Origin of the sequence: Hydrogenophaga sp. (genome assembly GCF_018780385.1) — a bacterium.
Taxonomy (GTDB): domain Bacteria; phylum Pseudomonadota; class Gammaproteobacteria; order Burkholderiales; family Burkholderiaceae_C; genus Hydrogenophaga.
The window spans coordinates 41,117-55,275 of record NZ_JADMJO010000004.1 but is presented as its reverse complement, the minus strand read 5'-3'; the positions used below and the strand labels follow the sequence as shown (position 1 = coordinate 55,275).

12 protein-coding genes are annotated in these 14,159 nt (G+C 67.6%); 7 read left to right on the top strand and 5 right to left on the bottom strand.

Annotation, left to right across the window (positions count from 1 at the left end):
* The first annotated feature begins 74 nt into the window (after positions 1 to 74).
* The 6 genes from IV113_RS04545 (at position 75) to egtB (ending at position 6,529) form a co-directional block, all read left to right on the top strand.
* Positions 75 to 845: a FadR/GntR family transcriptional regulator gene (locus IV113_RS04545; RefSeq protein ID WP_291081303.1), complete on the top strand. Its 771-nt coding sequence runs from the start codon at positions 75 to 77 to the stop codon at positions 843 to 845.
* Complete coding sequence (locus IV113_RS04540; protein ID WP_291081301.1) at positions 842 to 2,314, top strand: aldehyde dehydrogenase (NADP(+)); 1,473 nt, start codon at positions 842 to 844, stop codon at positions 2,312 to 2,314. The genes IV113_RS04545 and IV113_RS04540 overlap by 4 nt, the downstream gene beginning before the upstream one ends.
* Positions 2,308 to 3,261 carry a DMT family transporter gene (locus tag IV113_RS04535; protein WP_291081299.1) on the top strand — a complete coding sequence of 318 codons (954 nt, stop codon included), beginning with the start codon at positions 2,308 to 2,310 and terminating at the stop codon, positions 3,259 to 3,261. Before IV113_RS04540 ends, IV113_RS04535 begins: the two co-directional genes overlap by 7 nt.
* 97 nt (positions 3,262 to 3,358) lie before the next feature.
* Positions 3,359 to 3,943, top strand: coding sequence for an NnrU family protein (locus tag IV113_RS04530; RefSeq protein WP_291081297.1), 585 nt, complete (start codon positions 3,359 to 3,361; stop codon positions 3,941 to 3,943).
* A gap of 87 nt (positions 3,944 to 4,030) precedes the next feature.
* A complete protein-coding gene (locus tag IV113_RS04525; protein WP_291081294.1) occupies positions 4,031 to 5,149 on the top strand; it encodes a PQQ-dependent sugar dehydrogenase in 1,119 nt (372 codons plus the stop codon).
* 9 nt (positions 5,150 to 5,158) lie between these two features.
* A complete protein-coding gene (egtB, locus tag IV113_RS04520; protein ID WP_291081292.1) occupies positions 5,159 to 6,529 on the top strand; it encodes an ergothioneine biosynthesis protein EgtB in 1,371 nt (456 codons plus the stop codon).
* Positions 6,530 to 6,560: 31 nt separating this feature from the next.
* Here egtB and phnE read toward each other — a convergent pair whose 3' ends face one another.
* Genes phnE through IV113_RS04500 form a run of 4 tightly spaced genes read right to left on the bottom strand, consistent with a single transcriptional unit; the run spans position 6,561 to position 9,939 of the window.
* Entirely contained in the window at positions 6,561 to 7,385 is an 825-nt protein-coding gene (phnE, locus tag IV113_RS04515) for a phosphonate ABC transporter, permease protein PhnE (RefSeq protein WP_291081290.1), read from the bottom strand.
* Positions 7,382 to 8,224, bottom strand: a complete 843-nt coding sequence (locus IV113_RS04510; RefSeq protein WP_291081288.1) for an ABC transporter permease — start codon at positions 8,222 to 8,224, stop codon at positions 7,382 to 7,384. Before IV113_RS04510 ends, phnE begins: the two co-directional genes overlap by 4 nt.
* 1 nt (position 8,225) lies before the next feature.
* Positions 8,226 to 9,059 carry an ATP-binding cassette domain-containing protein gene (locus IV113_RS04505; RefSeq protein WP_291081286.1) on the bottom strand — a complete coding sequence of 278 codons (834 nt, stop codon included), beginning with the start codon at positions 9,057 to 9,059 and terminating at the stop codon, positions 8,226 to 8,228.
* A gap of 16 nt (positions 9,060 to 9,075) precedes the next feature.
* On the bottom strand, positions 9,076 to 9,939 hold the full coding sequence (locus IV113_RS04500; RefSeq protein WP_291081284.1) for a putative selenate ABC transporter substrate-binding protein: 864 nt from the start codon (positions 9,937 to 9,939) through the stop codon (positions 9,076 to 9,078).
* 157 nt (positions 9,940 to 10,096) lie between these two features.
* Between IV113_RS04500 and egtD the strand changes: the two genes are divergently transcribed.
* Positions 10,097 to 11,098: an L-histidine N(alpha)-methyltransferase gene (gene egtD / locus IV113_RS04495; protein WP_291081282.1), complete on the top strand. Its 1,002-nt coding sequence runs from the start codon at positions 10,097 to 10,099 to the stop codon at positions 11,096 to 11,098.
* Between the two features lie 7 nt (positions 11,099 to 11,105).
* Here egtD and IV113_RS04490 read toward each other — a convergent pair whose 3' ends face one another.
* The gene (locus IV113_RS04490) at positions 11,106 to 14,135 is read right to left on the bottom strand and encodes a PAS domain S-box protein (RefSeq protein ID WP_291081280.1); all 3,030 of its coding nucleotides are present in this window, start codon (positions 14,133 to 14,135) and stop codon (positions 11,106 to 11,108) included.
* Positions 14,136 to 14,159: the final 24 nt, after the last annotated feature.

Genomic DNA, 14,159 nt, shown 5'->3' with positions numbered 1-14,159 from the left:
GGTTGTCTGTTGTCGGTTGTCAGACAACTGGGCGAATTGTGTGAACCCCGAGGTGGGGTGTCAAGGAAAAAACAATGCTCTCAGTGAAAACCCTAGGTACCGAAGCGGTCGCGAGCGGAGCCGTGGCGACGCGCCCGCGCCGCCACCGCGGCCTGGTGCCCGAGATCGTCGACACCCTGGCCGCCGACATGCGCGAGGGCCGTCTGCAGACCGGCGACAAGCTGCCCACCGAGTCGGAGCTGATGGGGCGTTTCGAGGTCAGCCGCACCGTGGTGCGCGAGGCGATCTCGCGCCTGCAGGCCTCGGGTCTGGTGGAAACGCGTCACGGCATCGGTACCTTCGTGATGGCGCCGCAGGAGCAGAGCAATTTCCGCATCGCACCCGAAGACTTCGCAACCGTGTCCGACGTGATCTCGCTGCTGGAGCTGCGCATCAGCCTGGAGAGCGAAGCCGCCAGCCTGGCCGCGCAGCGCCGCGACGACAGCCACCTGCAGAGCATGGCCGCCGCGCTCGCGGCCTTCGAGGCCTCGATCGATGAATCGTCCGACGCCGTGCCCTCGGACTTCCAGTTCCACATGGAGGTGGCGCGCGCCACCGGCAACCGCCACTTCGCCGACCTCATGACCTACCTCGGCACCATGATCATTCCGCGCACCCGCATCAACACCGCCAACAGCGCCCCCGAAGGCCGGCTGGCCTACCTGCGGCGCGTGCACACCGAGCACCAGAACATCTACAACGCGATCCGCCAGCGCGATGCCGACTCCGCGCGCATGGCCATGCGCACCCATCTCTCCAACAGCCGCGAACGCTTGCGCCGCGCACAACCCGACTCATCCACATGAACGACCTGCAATCCTTTGACGCGCGCTCCGGCGCCGCGCACGGCGAACCCCTGCGCGCTTCCACCCCTGAAGCCATCGACGCGGCCGCGCAAGCAGCTGCCGCCGCTTTTGAAACCTGGGGCAGCAGCACCGGCGCGCAGCGCGCCGAGCTCTTGAATGCGCTGGCCGCCGCACTGGAAGCCGATCGCGAAGCGCTCGTGGCACTGGCCGACACCGAAACCGCGCTGGGCACCGCACGCCTCAACGGCGAGCTCGACCGCACCGCGTTCCAGTTGCGCCGCTTTGCCGACATCGCCACGCGGGGTGTGCCGTTCGAGCGACTGGACGACCCGGCCGTGGCCGGCGCGCCGCCCGTGGGCCACCCGGCCATGGTGCTGCAGCGGGTGCCGCTGGGCCCGGTGGCCATGTTCGCCGCGAGCAACTTTCCGTTCGCGTTCTCGGTGCTCGGCGGTGACACCGCCTCGGCCCTTGCCGCCGGTTGCCCGGTGGTGGTGAAGGCGCATCCGGGCCATCCGCTGCTGTCGCAGCGCGTGTTCGGTCTCATCCAGGGCGTGCTGCAGACGCAAGGTCTGCCGGCCGGCCTGGTGGGTCTGGTGCAGGGCGCGGCGGTGGAGGTGGGCGTGGCGCTGGTGCGCCATCCACTCATGGCTGCTGGCGCCTTCACTGGCTCCACGCGCGGTGGCGCGGCGCTGCAGGCCGAGGCCAACGCACGCCCGCGCCCGATTCCGTTTTACGGCGAGCTGGGCTCCGTCAACCCGGTGGTGGCCTTGCCCGCCGCGCTGCACGCCAAGGGCGCTGAACTCGCCACCACGTTGGCCGGCTCCATCGTGCAGGGCTGTGGTCAGTTCTGCACCAACCCTGGCCTGATCGTGCTGATCGACGGCGCCGAGGCCGACGCTTTCGTGGCGCAGCTCGGCACCGCGCTTTCTGCGCAACAGCCGCACGCCATGCTCACCACCGGCATGCGCCGCGCGTTTGACGCGGGGGTGGCGCGTTTCGTGGAACACGGCGCACAGCCGCTGGTGCAGCAAGCCGGCAGCGCACAGGCGCCCGGTCCACAGCTGCTGCAGGTGAGTGCCCAGCAATTCCTGCAACAGAGCGCGCTGCACGACGAGGTGTTCGGCCCGTCGAGCCTGATCGTGCGCGCGGCCTCGCACGCCGAAGTGCTGGCGGTGCTGGCCGCCGTGGGCGGCAGCCTCACCGTGACGATCTGGGGGGCAGACGCCGAGTCCGATGACACCCGCGCGCTGGTGCGTGGTGCCATGGCGATCGCGGGTCGCGTGCTGTTTGCCGGCGTGCCCACGGGCGTGGCCGTGACGGCCGCGCAGCAGCACGGTGGCCCCTGGCCCGCGTCCACCACGCCCATGACCACGTCGGTGGGCGACGCCGCACTGACGCGTTTTCTGCGCCCGGTGAGCCTGCAGGACGCACCGGCCTGGGTGCTCGCGCGCCAGGGCCGCCCGTGCTGAGCGGCGGCAACAGCGCCGCCTTCTTCACCCGCCCGCGCAACGTGGTCCTGCTGGCCACGTTGTGCTGCCTGCTCTGGGGCAGTGCCTACCCGGCCATCAAGAGCGGCTACGCGCTGCTGGCCATCGGCCGCGACGACACCGCTTCGCAGCTGGTGTTTGCCGGCTACCGCTTCGTGCTCGCGGCCGTGCTGCTGCTGGGCATGGCGCAGGCCATGGGTCGGCCGGTGTTCGCACTCTCGCGCGGGGACATGGGCCGCATCGGCCTGCTGGGCCTGGCGCAGACCTCGCTGCAGTACGTGTTCTTCTACGTCGGCCTGGCCCACACCACCGGCGTGAGGGCGTCCATCTTCAACGCCACCGGCACCTTCTTCAGTGTGCTGCTGGCGCACTTCATCTTTCACAACGACCGGCTGAACCAGCGCAAGGCGCTGGGCTGCCTGGTGGGCTTTGTGGGCGTGATGGCGGTGAACCTGCGCGGCGCTCACGAACTGGACGCGGAGTTCACCCTGCTGGGCGACGGCTTCATCGTGATCGCGGCCTTCGTGCTCTCGGCCGCCAGCATCTTCGGCAAGCGCCTGTCGCAGCAGATCGACGCCATGGTCATGACCGGCTACCAGCTGGCCATCGGTGGCCTGGCCTTGTCGGTGGTGGGGCACGCCACGGGCGGCACGTTGCAGGGCATGGGGGGGGCGGCGGCGTCGTTGCTGCTGTACATGGCCATCCTCTCGGCCGTGGCATTCGCGCTCTGGGCCGCGCTGCTCAAGCACAACCGCGTGGGCATGGTGTCGGTGTTCAACTTCCTCATACCGGTGTTCGGGGCCTTGCTCTCCGCGCTGTTCCTGGGCGAAGAGATCCTGGCCTGGCGCAATGCCGTGGCCTTGCTGCTGGTGTGCGGCGGCATCTGGCTCGTGACCACCACGGCGCGGACCCCAACCGCGCCCGCTTGACCCCGGCCCGCGCGGGCGAGCGACATCGGGGCTACAGTGCCGCCATGCGCGCGGATGGCCGGATGGTTCCACCACCGACGGCGCTGGGAGCGCCTTCATGTTGTTGCTGATCCTGGGTCTGGTGTTGTTTCTCGGTGTGCACTCGGTGTCCATCGTGTCCCCCGACGGGCGCCACCGGCTGGTGAAGCAGCTGGGCGAAGGGCCCTGGAAGGGCCTGTATTCGCTGGTCTCGCTGGCCGGCTTCTTGCTCATCGTCGTGGGCTATGGCGCGGCGCGCGAGGCCCCGGTGTTGCTCTACACCTTGCCCAACGGTTTTCGGCACCTCGCTGCCGTGTTGATGCTGCCGGTGTTCGTGCTGCTGCTGGCGGCCTATTTGCCCGGGCGCATCCAGCGTGCGGCCAAACACCCCATGCTGCTGGCGGTGAAGCTGTGGGCGCTGGCCCACCTGCTGGCCAACGGCACGCTGGCCGATGTGCTGCTCTTCGGCGGTTTCCTCGCCTGGGCCGTGATCGACCGCATCTCGGTGAAAAAACGTGCCGCTGCAGGTCTGCTGCGCCCCGGCCCGGTGCTGCCGGGCAGCAAGGCCAACGACGCCATCGCGCTGGTCGGCGGCCTGGTGATCTATGGGCTGTTTGTCGTCTGGGCACACGCCTGGCTCATCGGCGTGCGGCCCTTCGGCTGAGCGGGCACCCCACTTGCCCCGGGAACCCTGGGCAGTCCGGGCGCACCAATGGGGCCGAGCCTGTCACACCCCACCCTGGAGAACCCGATGCCCCGTTTGTTTGCATTGCCCCTGGTTGCGTTGATCACTGTGGGCGGCTTGCCGCCTGCTGCTGCCCAAACCGTCACCACCGAGGTGGTGGCCAGCGGCCTGCAGAACCCCTGGGGTGTGGCCTTCATCGGCGAAGGCCGCATGCTCGTGACCGAACGGCCCGGGCGCATGCGCGTGGTGGGCGCCGATGGCCGCCTGGGCGCCCCGGTGGCGGGTCTGCCGCCGATCGATGCCGGTGGACAGGGGGGCCTGCTCGACGTGATCACCGACCGCGAATTCGCCAGCAACCGCACGGTGTATTTCTGCTATTCGGAGCCCGCGGCCAGCGGCGGTGGCAACTCGACCGCCATGGCCTCGGCCAAACTGTCCAGCGACGCGGCGCGCCTGGATGACGTGAAGGTGATCTTCAGCCAGGGGCCGAAGGTGAGCAGCCGTTCGCACTTCGGTTGCCGCATCGTGCAGTCCGCGGACGGCAGCCTGTTTCTGACCCTGGGCGACCGCTTCTCGCGCATGAACGACGCACAGACGCTGGACAACCACCACGGCAAGGTGGTGCGCGTGCGCGCCACCGGCGGTGCCCACCCGGACAACCCCTTCGTCGGTCGTGCGGGCGCGCTGCCCGAGATCTGGAGCATCGGCCACCGCAACCTGCAAGGCGCCGCGCTCGCGCCCGACGGGCGGCTCTGGACCTCGGAGCACGGCCCGCAGGGCGGTGACGAGATCAACCGCCCGCAGGCCGGCAAGAACCACGGCTGGCCCGTCATCACCTTTGGCGAGAACTACGGCGGTGGTGCCATCGGCGCAGGCATCACCAGCAAGCCCGGACTGGAGCAACCCTTGCACCAGTGGACACCGTCGATCGCGCCCTCCGGCCTGGCCTTCGTGACGAGCGAGCGCTATGGCAAGGCCTGGCAGGGCAGCCTGCTGGCGGGATCGCTCAAGTTCCGTTACCTTTCGCGTCTGGTCATTGAAGGCGACCGCGTGGTGCGTGAAGAGAAACTGCTGCCCGACCTCAACCAGCGCGTGCGCGATGTGCGCCAGGGACCCGACGGCTTCATCTACCTGCTGACCGACGACCGAAACGGCCAGCTGTTGCGCCTGCTGCCCGGGCGCTGAAAGGCCACCATGCCACAACATTCACCTCAGCCCATCGCAGCGGCGGGCCCGCGCCCCGATGCGGATCGCGCGGCGCTGGCGCGGCACTACCAGGCGGTGCGCGATCAGACGCGTGCGCTCACGGCGCCGCTCTCGTCCGAGGATTGCCAGGTCCAGTCGATGCCCGACGCCAGCCCCGCGAAGTGGCACCTCGCCCACGTGACGTGGTTCTTCGAGACCTTCGTGCTCGAACCCTTCGAGCCCGACTTCAAGCCCTTCAACCCCGCGTTCCGCGTGCTCTACAACAGCTACTACAACGGCGTGGGGGAGCAGTTTCCGCGGCCCCAGCGCGGCTTGGTCACGCGGCCCGATCTGGCCGAGGTGTGGCGCTGGCGCGAGCAGGTGGACGAACGCATCACCCGGCTGATCCCGCGCACCGACAGCCTGGACGCCTTGCGCCTGATCGAGATGGGCCTGCACCACGAGCAGCAGCACCAGGAGCTGCTGCTCACCGACATCAAGCACCTGCTCTCCATCAACCCGCTGCGCCCGGCCTACCAGCGCGTGTGGCCACTGGTGTCGGTTTCGCCCGTGCCCGCGCGCTGGGTCGCGTGCGAAGCTGGCCTGACCGACATTGGCCACCGCGGCGAGGGTTTTGCATTCGACAACGAAACGCCGCGCCACCGCCAGTGGCTGGAGCCGCACGCGTTGATGAACCGGCTGGTGACCCATGGCGAGTGGCTGGATTTCGTGCGCGATGGTGGTTATGCCGAGCCTCGGTGGTGGCTGTCAGCCGGCTGGGACTGGGTGCGCACCCAAGGTGTTCGGGCGCCGCTCTACTGGACCCTGCCGCAAGACGCCAACGCCTTGCCCACCGTGTTCACCCTGCACGGCGAGATGCCACTGGACCCGCACACGCCGGTGGTGCACGTGAGCTACTTCGAGGCCGATGCGTTTGCGCGCTGGAGCGCGGCCACGCATGCTGAGCACGCAGGTGCCCGCCTGCCCACCGAAGCCGAGTGGGAGGCGGCTGCGACCGCTTTGCCGGAGCAGGGCAACCTGCAAGACGCCGGTGCCCTGCACCCCATGCCCGCGCGCGCGGCGGGCAGTGGCCTGCTGCAGATGTACGGTGACGTGTGGGAATGGACCACGAGCAGCTACAGCGCCTACCCGGGCTACCAGCCCATGGAAGGCGCGGTGGGTGAGTACAACGGCAAGTTCATGGTCAACCAGACCGTGCTGCGCGGCGGTTCGTGCGCCACACCGGCCTCGCACATCCGCGCGAGCTACCGCAATTTCTTTCCGACCGATGCGCGCTGGCAGTTCAGCGGGCTCAGGCTCGCCAAGTCATCGCCCCCACGCTCAGCCGCTGCGCGGGTCGCTGCCCCCCGAGGGGGCTGATCCGGCTTGGGGCGGCCCGGCGCCGGATCACTCACCGCGTGAGCAAACGCCGGGCTCCGTGACTCGACGCATCCACCACCGCCACCATGAGCAACATGGCGCTCAGGATGGTGGCGGTCTTGTTCATCTGGAACAGGCCCATGTGGAAGGCCAGCAGCTGACCCAGGCCGCCCGCGCCCACCACGCCCAGCACCGCGGCAGCGCGGATGTTGTTTTCCCAGCGGTACAGCGTGTAGCTCATGAGCTGCGGCAACACCTGGGGGAGCGTGGCGTAGAGGAACACGCGGCCATTGCCCACGCCTTGCACGCGCAGCGCCTCGCCGGGGCCGGGTGGTGCGTTTTCGATGGCTTCGGCAAACAGGCGGCCCAGCACACCGGTCGTGTGAAAGGCCAGCGCCAGCGTGCCGGCAAACGGGCCCAGGCCGGCCGAGATGAGCAGGAGTGCTGCCCACACCAGCTCGGGAATGCTGCGCAGTGCGTTGAGCAACCAGCGCGTGGGAGCTCGGGCCCAGGCCGCGTCGGCCTGGTGCAGGCGGCTCGCGGGCAGGGCCAGCGCGAGGCCTGCTGCCGCCGCCAACGCCGTGCCCAGCGCCGACATGGCCAGCGTTTCCCAGGCGCCGATGGCGACCTTCTTCACGAACACCGGCGAGAGGTCGGGCGGGAAAAACTCGGCCACGAAACGGCCCATGCTGCGCGCGGCGTCCAACGAGAGGAACTGCGCCCACTGCAGATCCAGCGAAGCGAAGCTGGCGACCACCAGCACGATCAGGCCGGCCATGAACCAGCAGGCCTTGCAGCGCGCGTCGAACAAACGCGGCGGCAGCTTGTAAGGTGGGTTGGCGGCGGTGGGTTTCATCCGAGCGACTTTCGCAACCACGAACTCACCCGATCCGCCAGCGCCACCAGCAACACAAACACCAGCAGCATGGTGGCGACCTCACCGCCGTTGAACATCTTCATCGAGTTGTCGAGCTGTTGACCCAGGCCACCCGCACCCACGAAGCCGAGCACCACCGACGAGCGGATCGCGCATTCCCAGCGGTACACGGTGTAGCTGGTGAGCTCGGCCGCGTTGGTCGGCAGCAGTCCATAGAAAAAAGCCTGCAGGCGAGAGCTGCCGTTGCGCAGCAGGTTCTCGGTGGCGTGTGATTCGCCGCTCTCCAGAATCTCGCCGTACACCTTGCCCAGCATGCCGCCGTAGGTGAGGGCGATGGCCAGCACGCCGGCCGTGGGACCCAGGCCGACCACGCGCACGAACACCAGCGCCCACACCAGCTCGGGCACGCTGCGCAACACGATCAGCAGCCAGCGCACCGACTGCCGGAACCAGAATGGTCCGCGCGCCATGCGGCCCGACAGTGCCGAGATCGAGAGCAGGCGAACCGACATCAGCGCGAGCGGGATCGCCACCACCAGTGCGAGCGTGACGCCGGCGGTGGCCATGGCCACGGTGCGCCAGGTCTCGCGGGCGATCATGCTCAAAAACTCCGCGTTGACCACCAGTGGCCAGAACGTGGCGATGAACTGGCGGCTGATCTTGAGGTTGTCGGGCTCCAGGAAGATCCAGGGCTTGAACTCGGTGGCCACCATGAGGGGCCACAACAGCACGGCGCACAGGCCGAGCCAGAACACGCGGCCCGTCCATGCGGGGTCGCGCGCGGGGGCGCTGCGCAAGGGACGGACCGCCGTGTTCATGTCAGCGGCAGTGCATCACCGCAGGCTGCGACGCGGGTGGCTGCGCATCCACCACCACCGGCACCTCGCCGCGCAGCTCGTGTTCGAACTGGTCGTACAGGCGTGCCAGGCGATCCTGTGTGACCTCGGCGGCCGGCAGGTCAAAGGCCAGCTGGCCGTCTCTCAAACCGACGATGCGCGGGAAGTGGGCCAGCGCCACGTCCACCTGGTGCAGCGTGGCCACCAGCGTCACACCGCGTTCGCGGGCGCCGTCCTGCAGCGCGGCCACGGCCTGTTTCGAGCGTGTGGGGTCCAGCGCCGAGAGCGGCTCGTCGATCAGCCAGAGCCGGGCCGGCGCGAGCAACGCGCGCGCCAGGCCCACGCGCTGGCGTTCGCCGCCCGAGAGGCGGTCCACCCGTTCGAAGAGCTTGTCGGCCAGGTCAAAGTGGTCCAGCGCGTCGAAGGCGGCTGGAATATCGTCGGGGTAGAAGAGCGAGCGCAGGCTGGCCAGCAAACCCATGGCGGGCAGGCGGGCCGCCAGCACCGAGGTGACCACGCGCTGGCGCGGTGGCAGCGGGGGCACCTGCGGAGCCAGAAAAAGCTGGCCGCGCTGGCGCTGCAGCGCGGCGCGCGGAAGTGTCCACGGGTCGCGGTCATCGAGCCGCAACCGGCCTTCGGCCGGCGGCAGCGCACAGGCCATGACCTGCAGCAGCGTGGTCTTGCCCGCGCCCGAAGGCCCGATCACGGCCACCTGCTCGCCCGAGGCGATCTGCACATCGAGCGAGCGCAGCGCGGGTGCATGGCCTGCCCGCGCCGCGGGGTGGCGTGCCGAGACGCCTTGCAGTTCGATGTTCAATCGAGTGGCCTTGCGTTCAGAGCAGACCGGCGCTGCGGGCGGCGGCTTCCAGGCCTTTGTAATTCTCGGGCTTGGTTTCGAGGTAGCGCGTGGCGCGGTTGAGCTTGAGGATCTCGGCGTGCTCGGGGTTGGCCGGCGACAGGCCGATGAGCGCGGCCTTGATCTTCTGCTGCATCGCGACCGGGGTGTCCGCGTGCACCGACCAGTTGTAGTTGAAGTAACCCGGCGTGGTGAAGAACACGTCAACCGCCTTGGTATCGACCTTGTTCTCGGCGACGAACTTTTTCCAGACCGTGATGTCCAGCGCGGCCGCGTCGACCTTGCCACTGACCACCGAGGCGATGGTGGCGTCGTGCGCGCCGCTGTAGGCGATGCGGCGGAAATCCTTCTCGGGTTCGATGTTGGCCGCCAGCAGGAAGCTGCGCGGCATCAGGTGGCCCGAGGTGCTGCTCTGCGAGCCGAACGAGACCTGCTTGCCCTTCATGTCGGCCAGACTCTTGATGCCCGAATCGGTCTTGGCGATGAAGACCGACTGGAACTTGGTGTCTTCTTCGCGCTGGGCCAGCGGCACGACCTTGCCGCCCGAGCGGAGGTTGGCCTGCACGAAGGTGAAACCACCGAACCAGACCAGATCGACCTTCTTGTTGACCAGCGCCTCCACGGCGGCGGGGTAGTCGCTCACCGGGGTGAACTCAACCTTCACACCCAGTTCCTTCTCCAGGTAGGCGGCCAGCGGCGTGAACTTGCGGATCTGCTCGGTGGCAGCTTCTTCGGGGATGGTGGTGACGCGGAACACGGTTTGCGCGTGCGCGGCGGCGGTGACGGACAGCACGGCGCAGGTGAAGAGTGCGCGCAGGGTGCGGGAGGCGTTTTTGAACATGGTGAATCCGGTGAAGAGGGATTGGGGAGGGCGTATTAGACCTGACCCGCTTCAACCCCGCAGTGGCTGTCAGCTTTGCAAGACCCTGTAAGAAAGCGGGTCACCGCACCGACTTTGAAACACACCTCCGCTATAAAGACTGCTCCCGGAATCACTCATGCCCATACAGACCCCGGCCCCTCCCTTCATCCAGCTCCACCACGAGGACCGCGCAGCGATGCGTGCCGAGCTCGTGGCCGGCCTGATGGCGACGCCCGCGAGCATTGCGCCGAAGTTCCTGTACGACGCGCTGGGCTCGCGCCTGTTCGACGCCATCACCGAGCTGCCCGAGTACTACCCCACGCGCACCGAAGCAGCGATCTTTCAGCAGCACGGCGCCGACATGGCGCGCGTGGTGCCCGGTGGCTCGATCCTGCTCGACCTGGGCGCCGGCAGCTGCGCCAAGGCCGCACGCCTGTTTCCGGTGCTGCGTCCGGCGGCCTATGTGGCCATCGACATTTCGGTGGACTACCTGCGCGACACCTTGCAGCAATTGCAGAAGCAACATCCTTCGCTGGCCATGCTCGGCCTGGGCATGGATTTCTCAAGCCGCTTCGCCTTGGGCGCCGAGGTGGCCGACTGGCTGGCCGACGGCCCGGCGGCGCAGGCGCCACGCGTGGTGTTCTACCCGGGTTCGAGCATCGGCAATTTCAACCCTGAAGAGGCGCTTGCCTTGCTCAAACAGGCGCATGCGGTGTGCCGCTCGGGTGGCGAAGGCGGCGGCCTGCTGATCGGTGTGGACCGCGTCAAGCCCAAGGCCGTGCTGGAGCCCGCCTACGACGATGCGCTGGGGGTGACCGCGGCCTTCAACCGCAACCTGCTGCTCAACGTGAACCGTGTGCTCGACGCCGATTTCGCGCCAGCCGCCTGGCGCCACGTGGGGCTGTTCAACACGCCGCTGTCGCGCATTGAAATGCACCTGGAAGCCACTGTGCGGCAGACCGTGCGCTGGCCCGACGGCGAGCGGGTGTTTGCGCAGGGCGAGCGTCTGCACACCGAGAGTTCTTACAAGTGGCAGCCCGAGGCCTTCGAGGCCTTGTTGCAGGACGCCGGCTTCGGCCAGACGCGCCATTGGAGCGACGCACAAGGCTGGTTCAGTGTGTTCTGGGCGCCGGCCTGAACAGCCCCTAGCCTTTGAGCACCGTGTCGATCAGCCGGAGCATGACTTCGGCGGTGTAGGGCTTGGGCAGGAAGTGTTTGAGGCCCGAACCGGAAGCACGGGCGACCTTGCCGTTCTGGGAGATGCCGCTGGCGCCGATGAGCTTGACCAACGGGTTGATCTGCCGCAGCGCCTGGATGGTCGCCGGGCCGTCCATCACGGGCATCATCATGTCGGTCAGCACCAGATCAATGCCCTGGATGTCCTGCGCATACAGGGCCACCGCCTCCGCGCCGTTGGAGGCAACGATCACCCGGTAGCCATAGGCCTCCAGGGTCTGACGGGTGACCTGCCGGATGGCGGCCTCGTCGTCCACCACCATGATCAGTTCGCCGTTGCCCCGTGGCACGGAGGGCTTTGCGTCGCCGCTCTGGGTGCTGACGGCATCTGGATCGGCGGGCAGGTAGATGCGAAAGCGCGTGCCTTTGTCCACCTCGCTGTACAGGCGCACGAACCCCCCGTGACTCTTGACGATGGCCAGCGTGGTGGCCAGCCCCAGACCCGTTCCCTCGCCCACCGGCTTGGTGGTGAAGAACGGGTCGAAGACACGGTCCTGGATGGCCGGCGGGATGCCGGCGCCGTTGTCCTCGACCTCGATCTTCACGTAGGCGCCCACACGCGACTCGATGTTCATCGCGGCGTAGTGCGCGTCCACCGTCATGTTCTCGGCCGAGATCGCGATGCGCCCACCGTTGGGCATCGAGTCGCGGGCATTGACGAACAGGTTCATCAGCACCTGCTGCAGTTGCGTCGGGTCGGCCTGCACCTGCCACAGGTCGGGGGCGACGGTGGAGACGATGGAAATGTTCTTGGAGATGGTCTCTCTCAGGATCTGATCGAGGTCGCCCAGCACGTCGCGGATTCTCACCTCGTGCCGTTTGCCCTCGACGCCCCGGGCGAACGACAACACCTGCTTGATCATGTCGGCGCCGCGCCTCGCACTCACCTCGATGGTCTTGAGCACCGCCTGGTCGTCCGGGTTGGGCAGGGAGTCCTTGAGCAGCTCGATCGACATCATGATCGGCGCCAACACATTGTTCAGGTCGTGCGCAATCCCCCCGGCCAGCGTGCCGATGCTCTCCATGCGCTGCGCGCGCAGGAACTGCTGCTCCAGGAGCTTCTGGTGCGTCACATCGGTGTTGATGGCCAGGATGGAGCGGGGCTGGCCCGCTTCGTCCCTCACCAGGGTCCATCGCGACACCAGCAGGATGTGGTTGCCGTCCTGGGTCTTGTGCTCGATCTCACCCACCCATTCCCCTTCTTCCATCACCGTCTGCCGGCAACGGTCGTAGACGTTGGGGTTGTTGAACAGCAGCTCGCGCGCGGCACGGTGCCGGACCTCTTCGGCCGTCCAGCCGTAAATGCGCTCGGCGCTCCGGTTCCAGAAGGCCACGGTGCCGTCCAGGTTGAGCACCCAGATGGCATCCTGGGCCTTGTCGAGCAGCGCGGCCTGCTCCACCAGGCGTTCCTCCACCTGCTTCATGGACGTGGTGTCCTGCAGCGCGCCGTGCACGCTGTTCACTTGCCCGCCCTCGGCCAGGGCGGGCTCTGCGGCCACGCGCACCCACTTCGGCTCACCCGCGCAGGTGGTGATCTGGAACTCGCGGTCAAAGCTCGTGCCGCGCGCAACGCACGTGTCCAGCGCGGCTCTGAACGATGCGCGCGACTCGGAGGAAAAGATGGACAGGAACTCGCCCAGCGTGGGGGGTGAGGTGCGGGGCCAGTCCAGCATGAGGTAGATCTCGTCGGACCACTCCACGGCGTTGACTGATGGCACGGCCGTCCAGCCACCGACCTTGCCCACGCGGCCGCCCACCTTCAGCAGGTTGTCCTTCTGGCGCAGAGCCTCGGCGGCACGCTTGCGCTCGGTGATGTTGCGTTCGATCGAAATCCAGTGCGTGTACTGGCCGGCGGCATCGGCAACCGGCACGATATCGAGCTCCAGCCAGATTTCCTCGCCGTTTTTTGTGTAGTTGAGGATCTCCTCGCGCACCGGCTCCCAACGCTTCAGGCTGGCGCGGATGCGGTCGAGCACGTCGCGCTGCGTGCGGGGGCCCTGCAGGATGCGCGGTGTCTTGCCAATGATCTCGTGCGGCCGGTAGCCGGTGTGCCGCTCGAAGGCCTTGTTGACATAGAGCACCCTGGGCCACAGTCCTCCCACGGCCTCTGCCTCGGTGACCACGATGATGTCGTTCATGCGCTCCACGCAGGCCTGCAGCAAGCGCAACTGCTCGTCGTCTCTGCGCTTTTGCGTGACGTCCTGAAAATACACCGCCACACCGTCGTCGGTCGGGTGCGAGCGCAACTCGAACCACTTGCCCAGCGGTTCATAGAACCCCACTTCCGTGGCCACCTTTCCCGTCTCGACGGCGCGCTGGAAGCTCCTGTGGAAAAGGCTGTTCTCCGTGCCCGGGAAGACATCCCACAAGCACTTGTGCAACAGGTCCTCGCGCCTTCGGTTCACCGTTCGCGTCATCTCTTCGTTGACGAAGGTGATGTGCCAGTTCCTGTTCAGGGTGAAGAAGGCGTCGGACATGTTCTGCAGCGTGGCGCTGAGCTTGGTGGCCAGCGCATGTCGCTCGAGTTCGTGGAGCCGCAAGCCCGTGATGTCTTGCAACGCGCCCTGAAAGCCGATGATCTGGCCGCTGGTGTCCCGCACGGCTTCGCCGACGGCACGCACCCAGATCCTGCGTTGAGTGGCTGTGGTCAGTTCGGCCTCGAAGTCGAACGGCGTGCCCTCGCTCAGGCAGCGTTCGACGGTGCGCGTGATCATGCCGCGGTACTCGGGCAGGTAGTAGCCAATGCCTTCGTCCAGTGCCGGTAGGTAGCCGGCGGGTCTGTCATGGATCTCGCAGATTTCGTCGGACCACACCAGCGTTTGTGACTCAACGGCGAACGTCCAGCCACCCAGGCGTGCGGCCCGCCCAGCCATCTTCAGCAGCAACTGGTTTCTGTGCAGTTGTTCTTCCGCGTCGCCACTGAGCTGCGCTGTTTGCATGGATGCCATTTCGGACGCCAATGG